The organism is Chloroflexota bacterium (genome assembly GCA_016219275.1).
Lineage (GTDB): Bacteria > Chloroflexota > Anaerolineae > UBA4142 > UBA4142 > JACRBM01.
Window position 1 is genome coordinate 25,393 of record JACRBM010000032.1, and the last position, 17,739, is coordinate 43,131.

Annotated in this window: 18 protein-coding genes and 1 riboswitch; of the genes, 10 read left to right on the top strand and 8 right to left on the bottom strand. The window is 58.1% G+C overall.

All coding sequences use genetic code 11. The annotated features are described in order from the left end of the window. From HY868_06465 to HY868_06510, 10 genes are all read left to right on the top strand, one after another. Entirely contained in the window at positions 1-1,032 is a 1,032-nt protein-coding gene (locus HY868_06465) for a hypothetical protein (GenBank protein ID MBI5301759.1), read from the top strand. Positions 1,033-1,041: 9 nt separating this feature from the next. Next, on the top strand, positions 1,042-1,602 hold the full coding sequence (locus HY868_06470; GenBank protein ID MBI5301760.1) for a hypothetical protein: 561 nt from the start codon (positions 1,042-1,044) through the stop codon (positions 1,600-1,602). 223 nt (positions 1,603-1,825) lie between these two features. Next, positions 1,826-2,815 (top strand): cytochrome c3 family protein, encoded by a 990-nt coding sequence (locus HY868_06475; protein ID MBI5301761.1) that lies wholly within the window; start codon positions 1,826-1,828, stop codon positions 2,813-2,815. 89 nt (positions 2,816-2,904) lie between these two features. Continuing rightward, a complete protein-coding gene (locus tag HY868_06480; protein ID MBI5301762.1) occupies positions 2,905-4,176 on the top strand; it encodes a hypothetical protein in 1,272 nt (423 codons plus the stop codon). 30 nt (positions 4,177-4,206) lie between these two features. Next, the gene (locus HY868_06485; GenBank protein MBI5301763.1) at positions 4,207-4,425 is read left to right on the top strand and encodes a hypothetical protein; all 219 of its coding nucleotides are present in this window, start codon (positions 4,207-4,209) and stop codon (positions 4,423-4,425) included. Between the two features lie 5 nt (positions 4,426-4,430). Next, on the top strand, positions 4,431-4,643 hold the full coding sequence (locus tag HY868_06490) for a hypothetical protein (protein ID MBI5301764.1): 213 nt from the start codon (positions 4,431-4,433) through the stop codon (positions 4,641-4,643). Positions 4,644-4,655: 12 nt separating this feature from the next. After that, a complete protein-coding gene (locus HY868_06495; GenBank protein ID MBI5301765.1) occupies positions 4,656-5,699 on the top strand; it encodes a hypothetical protein in 1,044 nt (347 codons plus the stop codon). A 12-nt stretch (positions 5,700-5,711) separates the two neighbouring features. Continuing rightward, the gene (locus HY868_06500) at positions 5,712-6,062 is read left to right on the top strand and encodes a hypothetical protein (GenBank protein ID MBI5301766.1); all 351 of its coding nucleotides are present in this window, start codon (positions 5,712-5,714) and stop codon (positions 6,060-6,062) included. Positions 6,063-6,083: 21 nt separating this feature from the next. Further along, positions 6,084-8,654 carry a hypothetical protein gene (locus HY868_06505; GenBank protein ID MBI5301767.1) on the top strand — a complete coding sequence of 857 codons (2,571 nt, stop codon included), beginning with the start codon at positions 6,084-6,086 and terminating at the stop codon, positions 8,652-8,654. 114 nt (positions 8,655-8,768) lie between these two features. After that, the gene (locus HY868_06510) at positions 8,769-9,452 is read left to right on the top strand and encodes a hypothetical protein (GenBank protein ID MBI5301768.1); all 684 of its coding nucleotides are present in this window, start codon (positions 8,769-8,771) and stop codon (positions 9,450-9,452) included. 162 nt (positions 9,453-9,614) lie between these two features. Here HY868_06510 and HY868_06515 read toward each other — a convergent pair whose 3' ends face one another. From HY868_06515 to HY868_06550, 8 genes are all read right to left on the bottom strand, one after another. Then, entirely contained in the window at positions 9,615-9,848 is a 234-nt protein-coding gene (locus HY868_06515; GenBank protein ID MBI5301769.1) for a radical SAM protein, read from the bottom strand. A 29-nt stretch (positions 9,849-9,877) separates the two neighbouring features. Next, positions 9,878-10,525 carry a TraR/DksA C4-type zinc finger protein gene (locus HY868_06520; GenBank protein MBI5301770.1) on the bottom strand — a complete coding sequence of 216 codons (648 nt, stop codon included), beginning with the start codon at positions 10,523-10,525 and terminating at the stop codon, positions 9,878-9,880. A 60-nt stretch (positions 10,526-10,585) separates the two neighbouring features. Continuing rightward, positions 10,586-10,755, bottom strand: a riboswitch (molybdenum cofactor riboswitch). Positions 10,756-10,818: 63 nt separating this feature from the next. Continuing rightward, positions 10,819-12,144: a radical SAM protein gene (locus HY868_06525; GenBank protein ID MBI5301771.1), complete on the bottom strand. Its 1,326-nt coding sequence runs from the start codon at positions 12,142-12,144 to the stop codon at positions 10,819-10,821. Further along, entirely contained in the window at positions 12,141-13,304 is a 1,164-nt protein-coding gene (locus HY868_06530) for a 4Fe-4S binding protein (protein MBI5301772.1), read from the bottom strand. Before HY868_06530 ends, HY868_06525 begins: the two co-directional genes overlap by 4 nt. Continuing rightward, positions 13,301-13,975, bottom strand: coding sequence for a molecular chaperone TorD family protein (locus tag HY868_06535; GenBank protein MBI5301773.1), 675 nt, complete (start codon positions 13,973-13,975; stop codon positions 13,301-13,303). The genes HY868_06530 and HY868_06535 overlap by 4 nt, the downstream gene beginning before the upstream one ends. 103 nt (positions 13,976-14,078) lie before the next feature. Beyond that, the gene (locus HY868_06540) at positions 14,079-15,935 is read right to left on the bottom strand and encodes a carboxypeptidase regulatory-like domain-containing protein (GenBank protein ID MBI5301774.1); all 1,857 of its coding nucleotides are present in this window, start codon (positions 15,933-15,935) and stop codon (positions 14,079-14,081) included. Next, positions 15,932-16,780, bottom strand: a complete 849-nt coding sequence (locus tag HY868_06545) for a hypothetical protein (protein ID MBI5301775.1) — start codon at positions 16,778-16,780, stop codon at positions 15,932-15,934. Before HY868_06545 ends, HY868_06540 begins: the two co-directional genes overlap by 4 nt. 44 nt (positions 16,781-16,824) lie before the next feature. Next, on the bottom strand, positions 16,825-17,739 hold the full coding sequence (locus HY868_06550) for a dimethyl sulfoxide reductase anchor subunit (GenBank protein ID MBI5301776.1): 915 nt from the start codon (positions 17,737-17,739) through the stop codon (positions 16,825-16,827).

The window sequence follows — 17,739 nt, forward strand, 5'->3', positions numbered from 1 at the left end:
ATGAGCGACATGGAAATTCCGCCTCCTGAATTACAAACCGAACCGGCAGCCGCAGAGGACAAACGCCGCCACGGTTGGAAGCGTTGGTTGCTTCTGCTGTTGTTGTTGGTGCTATTGCTCTGCATCTGTTCTACCTGGTCGTACTACCTGATCACGCGCCGGGCGCTCAGCAAAGCGTTGCCGGGACCGGCGCAGGCGCTGACCAAGGGTCTCAAGCCGCACTATCTTTTTTCGATCTACGGGATCATCGAGCCGGTCGGCGTCGCGGTGACCGCCGAGGGCGACCGGCTCTACGTCGCCGAAAGCGGCGGGGATCGTTTGATTCACGCGTTCGATCGCGAGGGCAAAGAGTTGTTCAATTTTGCGCCGCCCAAATCCCAGGTGCCGGGACGCGCGCCGGTGTACGTCGCGGTTGATCGCGCCGGCATGGTCTTTGTGACCGATCGCATTCGTCGCTCGCTGGATCTGTACGACGCGGGCGGCAACTTTCAATCGAGTCTCACACCGCCGACCAAAGATGGCTGGCAACCGATGGGGATTCGTTTGGAGGATGACGTTTTCTATTTTACCGAAGTGACCAAGGGCAAACATCGCGTAATGATTGTGGATAAAGAGGGCGGCTTGGTCGCGCAATTTGGCAAAGAGGGCGCTGGGACCGGTCCGACCGAATTGTCGTTCCCAAACTCGATCGCGCTGGACGCGCGCGAACGTCTTTACGTGAGCGACAGCAATAACGGACGCGTGCAGGTTTTCGACAAACCGGGCAATCTGCTGTTCACGATCCCAGGATTTAGTCTGCCGCGCGGGATGTCCATTGACGGCGATGATCGCTTGTACGTCGTGGATGCCGTCGCGCACACAATCAAGGTGTATGACACAGCGAAAGATAAAGTCGAGCTGCTGTTTACCTTTGGCGATTACGGCGTGGATGATGGCGAATTCAATTACCCCAACGATATCGCGATTGACCAGACCGGGCGACTCTACATCGCCGACCGCGTGAACAATCGCGTGCAAGTGTGGGTCTATTGATGAATTAGCATGAAACGGACGTTGGCGTTGATTGCTTTGGTTGGAGTGATCCTGGTCGTGATCGTCATGTCGGCGCTCGTGCTGTTGAGCACGCGCGCAAGTCCATTGCCAGCGCGCGCAGCATTGCCGACCGCCGTCCCAGGTCTCTCCTCCAAGGATCCGAACTATGCTACGCCCATTTCCAAACGCACGCGCAGTGTCGAAACAGTCGGCGCGACATCCACGCCCGCGCCATTCGCAACCCGTCTTCCGCCGACGCCGTTGCCGCCGCCAGTCGCCGTGCCGCATAGTCTCGTGGGCAAAGCCGATTGTCTGTACTGCCACAAAGGGAACACGTATTTTTCTGTGCCCAAGGATCATGCGCGGCGAACGAATGAAATGTGTCTGGGTTGTCACCCATTGAGCGCGAGCGCCCCGCGACCAACGGCGCGACCGGCGGCTCATTCGGCGGATGGTCACGAAAATTGTTTGATCTGTCATTTGCAAGGTGGTTCGGGAGCGCGTCCAGTTCCCGGCGATCATGCCGGGCGGACGAATGATACGTGTCGCGCCTGCCATCGCCTCAAATGAGACGGCATTCGATCAGATGCCTCATGATGGGGGCAACGCTAACGGGGGCGATGCCGTTCACCAATTGACGTTGAGAAAATGATTTGGAATCCGAGACCTGTCGGATTTCCAAAAGCGAATCTCAACATCAATGAATGCGATGAAGGGAAAGGAGGAAAAAGCGTAAACCAGAAATTAGACCCAGGATCTTGCTCAGACATCTTTTTGGAGGAGGCACGAAAAAATGAAACTTCGTTGGCTTGTTGTGCTTGCGCTGGTGCTCACACTCACCATCGTGTGGGTAAGCGGCGCGTTCGCCGACAATGGTCCCCACGGCGGCTACACGTCAACGACCGATGCGTGCGCGGGTTGTCACCGCGCGCACACAGGCGTTGGTCCTAGTCTCTTGGTAGCCACCACGTCGTACGCGTTGTGCATGACCTGTCACGGCGTGACGAGTGGTGGCGCGGGCACCGATGTGCTGGATGGATTGTGGGTTACCGGCGGCGCGAACACGTCGCTCAAAGGCGGCGGGTTTGCTTTCGCTAGGATGGACACCAATCTGGATGGCGCCTCCACTTCAGCGGCAACCGTATCCCAACACCGGGTCAATGGTATGACCGGATATACCGGCGACACGATCTGGGGTATTGGCGCGCTCAATAGCGGCGCGGGCACGACCTTTACGCTCGAATGCCACACCTGCCACAACCCGCACGGCAGATCGGGTGCGACGAATGAAGCCACCTACCGCATCTTGCGCGCCAGCCCAAAGATGGGGGCTGGGGGTCCCACGTTGGGTGGCACTGCCCTCACCGTTTCGGACGTTACGACCAAGACGTACACGGTCAGTAGCGCCACTCGCAATTACTATGGTCAGAACTATCCCGCCGCCAGCGACAACGATGCGGACAATGGTAAGATCGCCACGATCAGCACCTGGTGCGCGCGTTGCCACACCCGTATCCACGCGACCGGCGCTGGCTCCGGTTCGACCAATCCATCGGGTGATTCGATCTACAACTATCGCCATCGCACGGACGGATCGAACATCAGCAGCAGCGATGCGAACGGCGCGCCGGCGTGCTTGACTTGCCACGTTGTTCACGGCACGAGCGCGGCGATGGGCACGTACTCAGGTGCAGTGCTACGACCCGGCGGTACAACGGCAATGGGTTCGTCACTGCTCCGTCTCGACAACCGCGGCGTTTGCCAAGCTTGCCACAACAAGTAAGCCAAGCGTCGCACGCAAGGGAAGGAGGGGAGGAAACATCTCCCCTCCCAACCTGTATCCAATCCTGCACGCGCAACATGGGGAAACACATGTCTTTTCTTCCACGACTCACTTGGCATCGAACTGCAATTATTATTTTGGTTGCACTCTTAATCACATTGGCGCTGGTTGCCTGCGGTCCTCTGCCAATTCCGGTTGTTGCTACGCCGACGCCTGAACCGACGGCGACGCCGATTCCACCAACGCCGACGCCGGTAATCCAAGTGCAAGTGGGACCGCGCGTGCCGCACGCCACCGAAGGACGCGGCGATTGTCTCGCGTGTCACTTGTCCATGTGGCCCATGCCGGCGTCGCACGAAGGACGCGAAAATAAAACCTGCCTGGCGTGTCACATCGCGCAATCCGCGCAGATACCGGTGGTCGCGCACCGCGCCAAAGGGCGCGAAACGTGTTCCGCCTGCCACGCGCCAAACCAAATCGCGCCGCTTCCCGCCGATCACTCCGGACGTTCCGATAAAACGTGCGCGATGTGCCACAATAAAGTGATCGCGTCGGTACCGGCTGTGGCGCACGATACGCAAAGCAAAACGACTTGCTCAGCGTGCCACGCCAAGCCCGCCGCGGCTCCGATCTCCAGCGTCCCAGTTCTGCCTGCCTCGCACAAGGAGCGCACCGACAAAATGTGTACGGCTTGTCACGAAGCAGCGCTAACGGTACCGCAAATCGGACACAAGACGCCCGGACGCGAAAAATGCGATACCTGTCACGCGGCAAAAGCGATGTCGCCGCTGCCGTCATCGCACGGCCGGCGTTCGGAGCAAACATGCGCGATGTGCCACTCGCCCTCAACCGTTGCGATCCCCGCGATCGCGCACACCACCGGCGGAGTACGGAGAGCGTGTTCGGGTTGTCACACCGAGGGCAAGATGGCGAATGCCTTACCCGTTACGCACAAAGGTCGCGCCGATACGATGTGCCTGGCGTGTCACGATCCGATGGTCGTTAAACCGCCCGCGGTCGCGCACTTGGTCAAAGGTCACGAATCATGCGCCGATTGTCACAGCGCTAAGGGAGTCGTGCTCTTGCCGGTCAGTCACAAGAATCGAACGGGCATTACCTGCGTGATCTGCCACGAATCAGAAATCGCGGTTCCATCAGCGCCGCATTCGGTCGCGGACAAACCGGGTTGTTCGGCATGTCACTCTGCCAAGGTGCTCAAGGTATTGCCGGTCACGCACGTCAAGCGCACCGATGCGATGTGTACGATGTGCCATTCGCCGATTGCCACGATGCCTGCCTTGATTCCGCACAAACTGGAAGGTCGCCAGGATTGCACGATGTGTCACACCGTGAAAAAGTAAGCGTCAGGACCAGGTGGTCGAGTACGCATCGTGAAAGCAACATTCGAAAAAAAGTTAGGCATGTTGGTGCTCTGGGCTGGGTTGTCGTTTGCCGTGGTGTTGACCGCGTGTAAAACGGATGACATCCCATCGGTAGTTGAAATGCCGGCGGGCGCGGTTCGCACGTCGCTGGTTGATGCGCGTTCGGGGGGTGTTCGCGCATCGCCGGTTCCATCGGAGAACGGTGGACCATCCCATACCAATGGCTGAGAGAATTGGAACGAGCAACGGTCGAGATGCTAACGGGACTGGATCAGCGCGTGGATCATCTGCGAACGACGACGCGTGGCGCGGCGGCTCTCACGGAAACCTTGCTCTCCGCGCATCCGCATCTATCGGTGGAGCTGGAGCATTTGCGCGAGACGATTCGCGCGCTCGAAGATGGCTTGGCTGGCTTTCGATTGCCATCCGATCAAGAAGAAACGTAAACGAGGGAGACGATGAAGTTTTCTAACGCAGTTTTCTTCCCAGTCGTGTTAGCTGTTCTATTTCTAGTCGTCGTTGGACTCGGCGTATCGCCGGTCACATTTGCCAACGGCGGACCGCACGGAAATTATAGTCCGACGACGGACGCCTGCGCCGGTTGTCATCGCGCGCACAGCGCGGGCGCGAGCCGGTTGTTGATTACGCAAGTACCCGGTCTGTGTTTCACGTGTCACGGCAACACGAGCAGCGGCGCGTTGACGAATGTGCAAGATGGAATCTTCAACGGCGGCGGCGGTAGTTTGCTCGGCGGTGGTTTTACAAATTATCAGGCAAGGTCGGTAACTTCGTCCCACGGCGTAGACGGAACGTACCGCAACGCGTGGGGCAGCGGTACCACTTGGACCAGTACGTACGATTGCGCCGGCTGCCACAACGACGAATCCGGTTTGGTATGGCCCGGCGCGCCGCAATGGGGCATTAGCGCCAACGCGTGGGCAACCTTCCCCGGGCGTGGACAAAACGTTACGATGCCGTTGACCTGCACCAGTTGCCACAATCCACACGGCGGACGCAATTATCGTTTGCTGCAACAACGTTTGCATCCTCCTAGCGCGCAACAAGAAGACCCGCCGGGCTATGTGTTGGTCACGTCGAATGAAACCGGCGGACAACGCCCGGATCAACTCGGTTATGTCGCCAACTACACCACGCCGCGCTATCGTTTGGGATTGGGCGATTGGTGCACGGGTTGTCATTTTACGTACCAACAACAAATCTCGGCGATGCCGTTCAACGCGGAAGATGGCAGAGGTCTGGTCACCCGCTATCGCCACCGGATGAACATGACGCTGGGCGGTCTAACGACCACCTTGCCGCTCGAAGATCCGCTCGGCGATGGCGCGAACGCGAACGACCAGGTCTTTTGTTTGACGTGTCATCGCGCACATGGGACGAACGTTAACGCCAGCGGGTACGCCGCGAATGTGCAACCGACCAACAATAGTGCGTTGCTGCGAATGGACAATCGCGGCGTGTGCGAAAACTGCCACCAGAAATAGAAAAGAGCCAGAGTGAATCGCGCAGAAACTCGCGTTGCGATAATCCTGGGACTGGGGTTGCTGATCGTTTTCTTCTTCGTCGTTGCCTGGGTGGGCGCGCACATGTTCTTCACGCCGAATGAACCCGCGCGCGCCCAGTCAAATATAGCAACGCCGACGCCCGCGCCGGTTTCTGCGTCTCCGTCCGCGCCGGTTCCCGCCGCCACACACCCAAGCGTTCCGCGCGACACGACGCCGCGCCGGGCAACCGTGAGTGCGACCTCGGCGCGCAATGCAATTCAACTTCCAGCCGGCCATCCGGGGGTAGATGGATCTCAACCCTGCGAATCGTGCCACACGAATTTGCGCGGCAAGGGAAAATAGCGCGACTAGATTGAGCGTACCGTGTCAGAAATCATCCAGCCCAACGATAATCTAGGAATGCCCGAACGATTGATCGAACCCGAGCGGAATCGCGCGTCGCGCCAACGCCTGATCCCGCTCGTTGGTTGGATCGTTTTTGTCGTTCTGATGATTGCGGTTTCTTTTGTCTGCCCTGGTTCTGCCAATGGCGCGCCCGGCACGGTTGGATCGAACACGGCGACGAACACACGCGTCGCGTCGGCGACTGCGACGAATTCACGCGCGCCAACGCTCACCGCCACCGCGACGCAAGCGCCAACACTCACGCGCACATCCACCGCGTCGCCGACCGTCGCGCCCAAAGCGCAACCCAGCGCGACGATGACAAATTCGCTCACCCGTTCGCCGACCGCATCGGCAACGGCGCTGATAACCGCTCCCCCCAGTTCGACCTGGACGCGCACCGCGACGCGCATACCCACCGCGCCATCATCGGCAACGCCCAGCGCCGCGCCAACGCCATCTGCCAGCCCAACCCGATTGCCAACCGCAGGGCTAACGGCATCGGCAACCACCACAAAAACGCGAACGCGCACGGCAACTGCGACGAATACGATCACGCGCACGGCTACGCTGACGACCACGGTGTCGCCAACGGCAACGCGAACAATCACCGCAACTGCCACGGTGTCGCCAACCGCGACGCGAACGACAACCGTGACTACTACCCTGTCGCCAACCGCGACACAAACCATAACCGCGACTGTCACGGCGTCGCCAACTGCAACGCCAACCGCAACGCGAACCATTACCGCGACGGCTACGCTTTCGGCGACGACAACCCTCACTGCGACGATAGCAATCACGCCAATCGTCACTCCCCCACCGTGGAACAACAGCGCCGGCATTCTTGCGCCGATGGGTTTGTGGGGCACGGCTCAAACGCAAACCAACTGCTCGCTGGCGAACACGAACAACAGCATTGACATGGCGTTCAACAACGCGTACGCGACCTGCGCGGTTGCCACCGGACAAACGACCGGCGACTGGACGATTAGCGCGATCAGCGACGTTCCTTTTTCAACGATCGGTTCGCCGGTGACACTGGATGCCAAGTTCTATGTTGTCGGCGCGCATACCGACGACACCGTAGTACTCCAAGTGAACAACGGCACGACTTGGACGACGCTCGAAACGTTTAACGCGGGCAGCCGTCTGCCGACCGCTGTGGTCACGCGCACGTATTCGGTCTCGACGCAGTTCACCAACCAGACCCAGGTCAATGCCGCGCAGATGCGTTTCAGTTGGGCGCGCGTGGGGGGCATGACGGATGCGATTACGTATTATTTGGACGAAGTGCGCTTGAATGTACCGAACTCTGCCCAGCCCACGCCGGTTCTACCGGCGCGCGCAGCGACCAAGGTTCCGATCACGAACGATCCGCATGTTGCCTACACGCCGACGACGGACAGTTGCGCCGGTTGTCATCGTTCGCATACGGGTAGTGGGACGGTGGTGCGTCGGGCGTGGCACGAGGAGAATGTTTGTTTTACTTGCCACACGAGCATTGGCAACGGGACGTACGTTCAACCCGCGTTCACGAGTTACGCGAACACGACGACGAGTTTCTTCAAACATGAAATTGCCGGCACGAGCGGAATTCATCGCGTTGGGGAAACGGGCGGCGCGGTGTTTGGCGGCGCGAATCGCCATATTGAATGTGAGGATTGCCATCAACCGCACGATGCCACGCGCGATTCAATCGCCGGGGCGACTCAAGCGCCGATGATTCAACCGGAGATGTACGCCGTGTCTGGCGTTGACCCGACCTGGACTGCAACCGGCGCGCCGTTCGCATTTACTTGGATGGCGCAAGCGCAACGCGATTATCAAGTCTGCTTCAAGTGCCATTCGAGTTACACCATGTTGCCGACCTATCAACCCGATGGCTGGAATGGCGCGGCATACACCACGAACGGCTTGCGGAAACTCACGAGCGCGAATACACGGCAAGTCTTGGATAGTCGCGATCTCGCGCAGATGCTCAATCCTTACAATGCGAGTTTCCATCCGGTTGTCGCGCCGGGCAAGAATTCATCTGCGCCTGCCGGAGGATTTGTTACGGGGTGGTCGGCAACGAGCATGGTGTACTGCACGGATTGTCACACCAATGCGACGCCGGCGACCGGCGCGAGTGGTCCGCACGGTTCACCACGGCTGCATCTGCTCGACGGCGCGAACAACTATAGCACAGTGGATTCGAATGGAGCGAACGCGCTCGGCGCGGGCGAGGTGTGTTTCAAATGCCACAAGAGTAGTGCCTATGCGCCCGCGAACAATCAAGAAGCCACTAACACGCGTTTCCGTTTGGGAACGCAGACGAATCTGCACCAAGTACACGCGGGGTCTGGTGGCGCGCGCGCACCATGCTATGTTTGCCACAACTCGCACGGGAGCGAGCAGTTGCGGTTAATCAATTTTGATTTGGCGGTGGTGACACCCAATACCGGATTCAATTCCCAATCGGCGTGGTACTGGGATGGCACGACTGGAACGTGCTATATCAGTTGTCACGGCGCGAATCATGGCATCGGCTATTCCTACACGCCCTAGTGCGAAAGGCAAGTTCTAGAGCGAATTCCGATTGGGATTACGGTATCGTAGAGACGTTGCACGCAACGTCTCTACGATACTGTCTGCACCGCGAGTCTGCCATATGAGATTCTCATGTCCACGAATCAATGGTTAGTCATTGCCGTTCTTGCAGTTTGTGTTCTGTTGGTTTGCAGTGTGTTTTTGGTTGTGCTGGATGTGTTTGGTTTTCGCGCGCCGTCTGCCGAAGCAGTCCGCGTGGACACGCCGACACCAACGCCGCAACCCTCTTTCACGCGGCGATCCTCGCTCACATTCACCCCCACCTTAACTCTTGCGTCTACGGCAACGCCCACTCGGCAATCGAGCGCGACCCTCACGCGCTCTACCGGCACACCCGGCAAAGCAACATCAGTAGCGCCCGGCAAGACCACACCAACCCCGGCTTCCAAGATCAGTGCGACGCCAACGCGTCCAATTTCCCGCACCGCAACGGCAAAGCCAGGTTCGATGGCGAGTCCGACCGCTACGCCGGCGCAAACGAATTCTGAGGTACGCTTTGTGTCAGTCTCGGTCGTGCGACCGGGAGGCAACGCCCAGGTTGTCGTCCAAACATCGCCGAATGCGCTGTGCTCGCTGATGTATGTTTCGACGGCGGGCAGTTTCGTAAATATCCCCGGCGCAAACCAGAAAGCCGATGGCAGCGGCAATGTCGCGTGGGGATGGAAGATTCCGTCAGAGGCGCGACCGGGGCGCGGTGTCGTCATCGTCACGTGCGGCAACGCGACTGCCGAATCGCCAATCACAATCGAACGGTGATGACACCCCAGCCCAGACCGCGTCGAACGCGTCCACACCAACGATCTGCGCGAAGCGGTCGCGGCGAAACCCAGCATTGGCGCGCGGCTGGGCTAGTCGTTCGAGCAGAAATCCGTTCGTCGTCAGTGCGAGGTCGCGGATACCGTCAATCGGCGCAATCCTTTAGACGATATCGCCAATGTCGCGGCGCAAGAGCGGCTCGCCGCCGGTCAGCCAAATCTTGGTCACACCCAGGGCAACCGCTGAACGAACGACGCTTTTGATTTCGCGCAACGTCAGCGGCAAAGTGGCTGGCGTAACATACCCATCGGGCGCGCAGTACGCGCAACGAAAGTTGCACGCCTCGGTGACCGCGAGGCGCATGTACACGATGTTTCGACCAAACGTGTCTTGCATGTTGGAATCCCACGATCAAAAATCAGAAGTCAGAATCCCGGAGTCAGAATTTTTCTTCTATCTCCGGAATTCTGAATTCCGCATTCTGAATTCCGCATTCCGATTACGCTATAGTACGCGCCGAGGGCACAGGCACGACACAGAATTTGTCCTTCGGCGCGCACCTCGCGTTCGTTGATAATATCTTCGCCGCACTGCTCGCACACGACGCGCAAGCCATGCTTGCTAATGATCGCCTTGAGCGAAACGGTCAGCACGACTTGTTGCGCGCTCAAGAGTTCATTCGCCGGCATTACTTGGTACGCCGCCAGTTGCGCGTGCCAACGATCCGGCGCGTCGGGCGCGTAACGTACCGCGCGCTTGCGCGATTCGAGCCGTGGCCAGACGCGAATGGCGCGATTCGTTTCCGTGTCCACAAAGGTCGCGGCGGTCTTGCCGTAATCAATTACGTGCATCGTGCGATGTCCAATCGTACAATTCGTTGCGCTCGAAATTCCGTCAATCAAACAGCCATCGGTTTCGACGAACGCGAACAGGCGTTTGTCGTCTTGCGGCAGTTCGAGGTCGAGCAATTCACCGGCGTACATGCCCATGCGCACCCCCAGCACTTGGCGCGGACAAAGATGCTGGTGATGTTGGTGTGCGCTGGCTTCGAACAACATTCTTAAATCCTGCATGATGGTTCCTCACAAATAAAAATTGCCAGACTCGGAAAAGAGTCTGGCAAAGCAAACACGCTCAACCAACCAGATTCTCCTTTCCAAATAGTGCGGAGGCACGCGCGTTTCCGCGCGTACCCACGACAACTTTTTTACAGAAAAAAGTGTCCTCTGAGATTTGCTCAGAGTCCGGCTCGTTAGCCATAGCGAATCGCCACAGGCGTGCGAGCTTGGAGAAATTTCAACTTGTTAAATGACACGACTACTATACGACTTGAGCGCCGCCGTGTCATCACCCGCTTGGGTGATTTTTACACATCGGTCGCGAGGTCGAATGTTTGCGGCGTCGTCAGATCCACTTTTAGTTCACGAATCACTGCGCCATCTGGTCGCGCTTCCATGACGCTCGTCGCGATGCCGATTTCGATGGCGAGGTCTTTCAGCGCGGCAATTTTCTCGACGTGAAACTCGAGATAGTACCGATCGCGGTTGCGTTGAAAATCGCGGTAACGCATTCGCTCGAAAATCGGCAAGACTTGATGGAGGTCTTTGCCGAACACCTTTGCCGATTTGAGAAAATAATCGCGCGGCGAAAAATAAAGATGCGCCGGAATCTTTTGTTCGAAATGCTGTTGATAGACTTGACCGGTATGTTTGTTTTCGAGCGAGCAATAGTGAACACCCAGTTTCAATTTCTGGTCGAGCGCAAACTCGACGAGATCGAGACACGCGGACTCGCTTTGCGCGACCGGCAATCCGCCGGCGTAACTGTAATTGTACAACACGCGAAATGGGCGTTGCTTGATGCGATAGCCTTTGTCGCGATACATGTCGGCGTTGTTCAACGGAAAACAAAATTCCAATAGGTTGATGCCGGACACATCTAGTTCATCGAGTCGCGTCAACACCTGCTTCATCTCCGGCAATGTGCCGGGCAACACCGGCATCTCGACCATCACGTTGGGAATGTATGCTTTGGTCAGCGCGATGCGGTCGTACGTGTGTCGCCGCGCTTGCTCGGAATCATACAGGCGGATGCTGAAACGAATCTCGTCGAGGCGTGCGCGTTGCAGCGCGGTCAAAAGTTCGACGTCAATATGGTCGCCGGACGTGTAGAGGCGTTTGTACGCGTGCGGAAATTTTTCGTTGGCGTAATTGAAAAACTCGACTACCTCGGCGCGATGTAAGAGCGGCTCGCCGCCGGTAAGCGCGAGGTGTTCCAGGCGCGCGCCGCTTTGATAAATCTCTTCCAGCTCGCGAACGCAATTGCGTTTCTGCGTTTGGAACTCGGCGTAATTTTCCTGATTCGGGTTAAAGCAGAAAAAACAATTGCGATGGCACTTGAGCGAGATGAAAAACGTCGCCGTTCCCAGACCGGTCTGACACGCCGCACACGCGGGAGAAATGTGGTTTACGTAGATGCTCTTGTCGTCGTTGCGGAGAACCGCGCCCTTGCTCACCACGTTCGCAATCTTGGTTTGCGCCTCGGCGCGATCATCGCGCGGATCAAATTCCACTCCCAGCGCGCGGATGCGCGCAAAAAAATCCTGTTGGATCTTGGCGTAGATCGCCGCGTAGTTTGCCAGATGGAGATTCTTGATTTGCGCGATGTTGTCGCGAGTAATTTCGACAATCATGATTGCCCCTCGTGCGCGGTATGCGGGCGCAGACTGCCGAACGGATTGCGTCGGCGGAAATCGCAGATCGGGCAGAGAGTACCCGGAATGTGGTCGGCGAAGAGCGCGTTGCATTTCGCGCATTGTTTGAGCGCGCCGGCTTTCAAAACCATCGCTTCTGCCGCGACCAGTTCCGCGATGCTCGGCGCGCCATTGCGATGCAACGCTTGCGGTTCACACACATCGAGGCACACACCGCAGTCTGTGCATTTCGCAACCGCACAGGTCAGTCGGTACGCGTTGCCTTCGGTTGTTGAAAATTGCAACGCGCCGGTCGGACATGCGCGCGCACAAACGCCGCACGCGGTACATTGATCATCGGCAGTCAGGCGAATCACGCCGGTAAATTGCGCGGGGACATTTTGCTCGCCGAGCGCGAGTTGCTTGAGCGCATTGATCAAGCGGACACGCTCGCGCGGCAAGACACTGCCCGCTGGCGCATCAGCGCTTTCGTTGGCGAACGCGCGCACGGCTGTGCGGACTGATTCGCCGGTCAACACGCGCAAGAAATCGCGCCGCGAGACGGGCGGCGCTTTGGCGTCGTACACGACGCGCGTTTTCGCATCGGTGCTGGGTCGGTCAGTCACGGCAATGACGCGTTCGGGAAATAATTGGCGAACGGGCGCGAGCGCGTTCACAATTTCCGGTTGCACGCGTCCGATAGAACATTCTTCACACGCATCCATCCGAATGGCGACCTGGGAAACCTGGGTAAGCAAGCGCAGATACGTCGAAGACCCGAGCGCGGCGAGACAGGCGCTGGTACGAATAACCGTCGCGTTTTCGATCAATCCTTTTTCCGGCGCGGGATGACGCGCGCAGACAAGTTCGACGACCTGGGTCGCGGACAGACGCGCAATGCAATTGAAAATGTCCGCCGCGCTATCGTCGCCGGCGAATGCGCCGACCGGACACACGCGCAAACACAAGCCGCACGCGACGCACGCTTTTTCGTCGAGCGCGATCGGCGCATCCAAACGCAACGCGTTGACAGGGCAACCGCGCACGCACAATTCGCACGTCGAGCGTTTATCTTTCGCGCGCACACACCGCGTCGCCTCGAGCGAGACCGGCGGTTGATCCGCCGGCGCGAGTTTGCCGGCGACTGAAAAAAGGTTCACGCCTTCGTTCCTACGGGGATTTTCACATCCAGTATCGTGGCGGCTTCGCGGACGGCTCCACGCGTGAGGAGCGCGATGCCGCGATAAAAATCGGTGTGCGACTGCGCGTGAACCTGCTCACACCAGCCGAATGCCCAGCGCAACAAATGCTCAACCATGAAGCGTTTCTGCGCGTCGAGCGTCTCTTCGAACTTGGCTTTGTCATTCTGTTCGAGCGCGCGCAGACCCAGTTTGGCAAGGTGCGCGATGAATTCGAGTTCGAGTCCGATGTGATCGTCCGGCTCTTGGTAAATTTTTTCGGCTTGGAGTCCAAAACGCCGGTACCACTCGCGCACCTTGAGCGTTTCTTCTTGAAACGTCAAACGCTCTTCGCTAAAGTACACGGATTGCCACGGCGGCGTCAACACTTTGCCGGGTCCGATGAACAACCGCGTGTAATCCATGCGGACATCCTCAAGCGCTTCGTCCGATATGCCGCGACTCCACGCTTGCAATAATTCGAGCGCGGATTCCACCTCGGCTTGGTTGGATGCAAACGGCGCTTCGGAAAAAATATCGCCCTCCACCAGAGACTGCAACCACGTCTTTTCCGGATACACGTAGAATGCTTTACTGAGCAATCCAAAGGTCAACATTTCGCCGGTCAAGAGTTCGTTCCAATTCGATTCCATGCCTACTCCACTTGCGACAGAAACACACGGAAGCGCACAGAAGAATGACTCTGTGTATTTCCGTGTGTTTCGACGACAGAAATTGGCTATGCCATTCCGGTTGTTAGTTTTCGCGTGGGCGACGTCGTCGCCACCACCAGATGATAGCCCAGAGAGGTGACAAGCCAAGTACCAAGATGATGACAAAATAGGTTACAAATGTGGTCACTTGCGCGATGCTAATGCCCATTTGCGCGAGTTGGTCCCGCAGGCGCGCATCGAGATTCGATTCCCACATCGGCGTGATGGGTGAGGCGCTCGTTGGATGCAGCGCCGCGATCACAACCGCGTCGAGCGGGACGGGCGTCAAGCGTCCTGGATTTGACAGCACGAGCATCTCACCGCCGCGCACTAACGTTTCGCCGCGCGACGAACGAACGTTTGCAACGCCATCCATCAAATACAACCACACCGGACGATCCGGAAAATATTCGAGCGCGAATTGACCGGCAGGCAACGTGATGGTCGCGTCCGCCACGCGAATCGTCACAGCCGAATCTCCGCCATTGCCCCATAGCCAACCGTACTCGAGCGCGATAGTTTGTTTTTCGACGCGAACCTGGGATTCGGGCGGCGCAACGATTTCGCCATTGCCCCACGCGATAGATTGTGTTTCCGGTCGTCGTGTCAACGTGAAATCGGCGACGCTGTTCGCGGCGGCATCAACGACTTGCGCTTGGTAGAAATAGCCGGGAGCGGATGCGACCAGCGTCAACGACTCGCGCGGTACATCGTCGAGCGTGTACGCGCCGGTGCTTGGCAGCGCATTCTGCACGATGCCGGTTTTTTCGCGCGTCACCCACGCGAATGGCAGAGGCGCGTTTTTTGAATCGCGCAGTGTTCCGCTCAGGGTCTTACCGCGTTGTGTCGCGACGAGCGGCAAGGTCATTGAAATCGCGGGCGAAGATTCGAGGTCAATCGTTTGTGGCGTGGATGCGAATCCGTGCTCGGCGAGCGCGCGGTCATCCGCGAGAACCAGGTATTGTCCAATCGGCACATTGACAAACGCGAACGTGCCATTCGATGTTATCTGCGTGGTATAGCTCGCGCCATCGGACAATCGAATCGCGCGAACCGCGACGGGTTTGATCGCGACATTGACGTTGCCGGTAATTTCACCGGTGCGACTGCGCACGCGTACTGTGATCGGCGCATTCGTCGTCGCGCCCGGCGCGAGCGTCACCGTGATCGGCGCAACACTTTCGAACCACACGCCATCCACGACCGTTGGCTCGACGCGAAACGAATATTGCGTCGGCGTTTGGCTCAGCGCTTCGACACGCAACTGCGCCTGACCATTCGCATCCGAGATGCCGGTATAGTGTCGCGTGCGCCACATGTAGAGACGCGTGGAACCGTTCACTAGGATATTGGGCACTGGTTGTTGTGGGTTATCCGCGCGCACGACCTTGACCGGCACTGTTGCATAGCCGGAACGATCCACGACAATATGTCGTTCAGCCGTCGCTTGCTTGCCATTTGGTTCCAGCGCGGTGATGCGGAGCGTTACCTTACCACGCGGCAAGATCACATTCGCCAAATAGTGGCACGCGTCACAGTTCCGTTGGTCGGGCGAAAATTCGCCGGCGGACGAATCCGCGTTGACCGTCATCCCAAACGAGAACGCGCCATCGTCGCGTAAACGCGCGGTCGTGGTCTGCGCCACTAGATTCCCGACCAGCACATCGAGCCGCACACGCACGAGGGAGGGTTCGGGATTACTCGTTACGACCCAGCCCGCGATGTCAATGCTGTACACCAACGAATAGGGTCCCGCGTAAAATGTCTCATTTTCAAGCGGAGTCGAGATGGTTACAGAAAGCGAGGATGATTGCGCGTTGGCTGGATTGCCCGCGCACACAAATAATCCCAGCACAACCACAAGCAACCCAACCAGTTTGAACCAACGCCATGTCGTCATCGCGTCGTGCTCTCGACGGTCTTGAGTCCCCAGGGGTTGTTTGGCGCGTGGCATTTGTTGCAATTGACCGCGCGTTGAATGCTGTGTGATTTGTACACCGCCGTGGTCGAGCGTCCCATCAATTCGGTTGTGCGGAATGTCATCCAGGTATCTTTGCCTTTTTCGATGCCCACTTTCATCCCCGCCGCATCGTGACACGCGATACACGATACGGTCGTGTGCGTCTTGTCGTGACCAAGGATCGGCTTGGCGGGATCGAGCGCGTTCGGGTGGCACGCTTGAGCCGAGCAACTCGCAATGGTGGAGTGCGCGTCATGGCAACGCGTACAGGCGTAATCCTTGTGCGCGCTCTGCGACACATCGCGCTTGTGCCGAATCGTTTCGGTGTCGGTGTGACATTTTTCGCATAACGCCGTCGCGTTCGCGACCGATTCGTACTGTCCGTTTGCGTTGTTGAGCCACGCGATTTGCGAACTGGTTACTCCGTTCGCAGTCGTGTGGCACACTTCGCAACCGATGTCTTTCCAATCCGCTTTAGCGACCGGCGGATTGCCTTTCGCGATCCGCATTGCAGGATCGAACGAGAATTTGCACGAGACGCAGTTGGGTTGCGGATCAATCTTTGCCGCGGGATCCCAGTTGCGCGGCGAGTGGCAACGCGCGCAGTACGTGTTCGGTCCCTTGCCTGGGTCGAACGTGTTGGCGTGCGGACTCTTTTGCCACGCTTGGCGAATGAGAGACGTGTCCGGTGTGGGCGCGGATGCCGGTGTGGGGGGGACTTGCTGGCACGCGGCGAGGACGAATGCGAAAACGATACTGAAAAACAATCCCAGGATTCGATTCATTTGGTTGATATAGTAGGGGCGGGGTTATCCCGCCCCTACGAGTTTTATTGCAAGCCGAAATGCGTCGCCGTCGCGTAGAACAAGAAGCGTCCCAATACTTCACCGACTAACACGAATGCAAATGCAACGTAGGCAACTGCGCCCATCACCTTCTCTTGCCCCGGACTCGAGGCGGCGCGATACAGGAATATACCCAGCACGCCCGCACCCAGGAATACCAACGCGAGACGCAGCGCAAAGACGATGCCGAATTCACCCACCAGCATTGTTGCACTGGCGCTGGAACTGCCCGCCATCAACGCGACCCACAACGGTAACAACACGAATTGGAAACCCAACAGTACGATGGATGCCATCCCAAACCAGCGGAGCGAGTCGCGCAACAACACGCATTGATCGCTCGCGCACCCAGGATTCTTGCGTTGCACGTACCAATAGTTTGCGACGAACGCCGCACCCATTGCCAACACGCCCAACAACAACGTCGTCACGTAGAACGACAACGGAGTTGTGATGACGTTCCATCCAGGACGCGTCGGCATCATATACACCATGGACATGCTGTACACGAGCGCAACGCCGATGATTGCCGCGACCAGCGCGACGACGTTACGCACCGTGAATGTCGCGATCTTTTTCCACTGCATCACCGCAAACACTGCGCCCGCCACCGCGAACAACACGCCGAAGAAAATCTCGCGCGAGAGCCACGAGGTTCCCAGGTTCGTCACGGCTTTGTACGCGTTGATCGGATTGCCGAGGTGCAGAAGCGATGCCGCCATACCGAGCGCGAGCACGGGACCGATCGCGAGGAGCGCGCGGTCGGAGAGTTCGTCCGCCTGTTTCTCGCCGGATTTCTTCGCGGTGAAATAGTGGACGATGCCCAGCACGATGAACGAACCGACCGACATCTGTGCCAGAATCGTGAACGTAATCAATGCCCATTCGCGAACGTTCAT

Bases quoted from the DNA above. Each gene is read 5' to 3' on its own strand.
- HY868_06520 (MBI5301770.1), bottom strand. From the start codon at position 10,525: ATGCAGGATTTAAGAATGTTGTTCGAAGCCAGCGCACACCAACATCAC.
- HY868_06495 (MBI5301765.1), top strand. From the start codon at position 4,656: ATGAAGTTTTCTAACGCAGTTTTCTTCCCAGTCGTGTTAGCTGTTCTA.
- HY868_06550 (MBI5301776.1), bottom strand. From the start codon at position 17,739: ATGAACGTTCGCGAATGGGCATTGATTACGTTCACGATTCTGGCACAG.
- HY868_06510 (MBI5301768.1), top strand. From the start codon at position 8,769: ATGTCCACGAATCAATGGTTAGTCATTGCCGTTCTTGCAGTTTGTGTT.
- HY868_06480 (MBI5301762.1), top strand. From the start codon at position 2,905: ATGTCTTTTCTTCCACGACTCACTTGGCATCGAACTGCAATTATTATT.
- HY868_06535 (MBI5301773.1), bottom strand. From the start codon at position 13,975: ATGGAATCGAATTGGAACGAACTCTTGACCGGCGAAATGTTGACCTTT.
- HY868_06540 (MBI5301774.1), bottom strand. From the start codon at position 15,935: ATGACGACATGGCGTTGGTTCAAACTGGTTGGGTTGCTTGTGGTTGTG.
- HY868_06470 (MBI5301760.1), top strand. From the start codon at position 1,042: ATGAAACGGACGTTGGCGTTGATTGCTTTGGTTGGAGTGATCCTGGTC.
- HY868_06525 (MBI5301771.1), bottom strand. From the start codon at position 12,144: ATGATTGTCGAAATTACTCGCGACAACATCGCGCAAATCAAGAATCTC.
- HY868_06465 (MBI5301759.1), top strand. From the start codon at position 1: ATGAGCGACATGGAAATTCCGCCTCCTGAATTACAAACCGAACCGGCA.
- HY868_06515 (MBI5301769.1), bottom strand. From the start codon at position 9,848: ATGCAAGACACGTTTGGTCGAAACATCGTGTACATGCGCCTCGCGGTC.
- HY868_06475 (MBI5301761.1), top strand. From the start codon at position 1,826: ATGAAACTTCGTTGGCTTGTTGTGCTTGCGCTGGTGCTCACACTCACC.
- HY868_06545 (MBI5301775.1), bottom strand. From the start codon at position 16,780: ATGAATCGAATCCTGGGATTGTTTTTCAGTATCGTTTTCGCATTCGTC.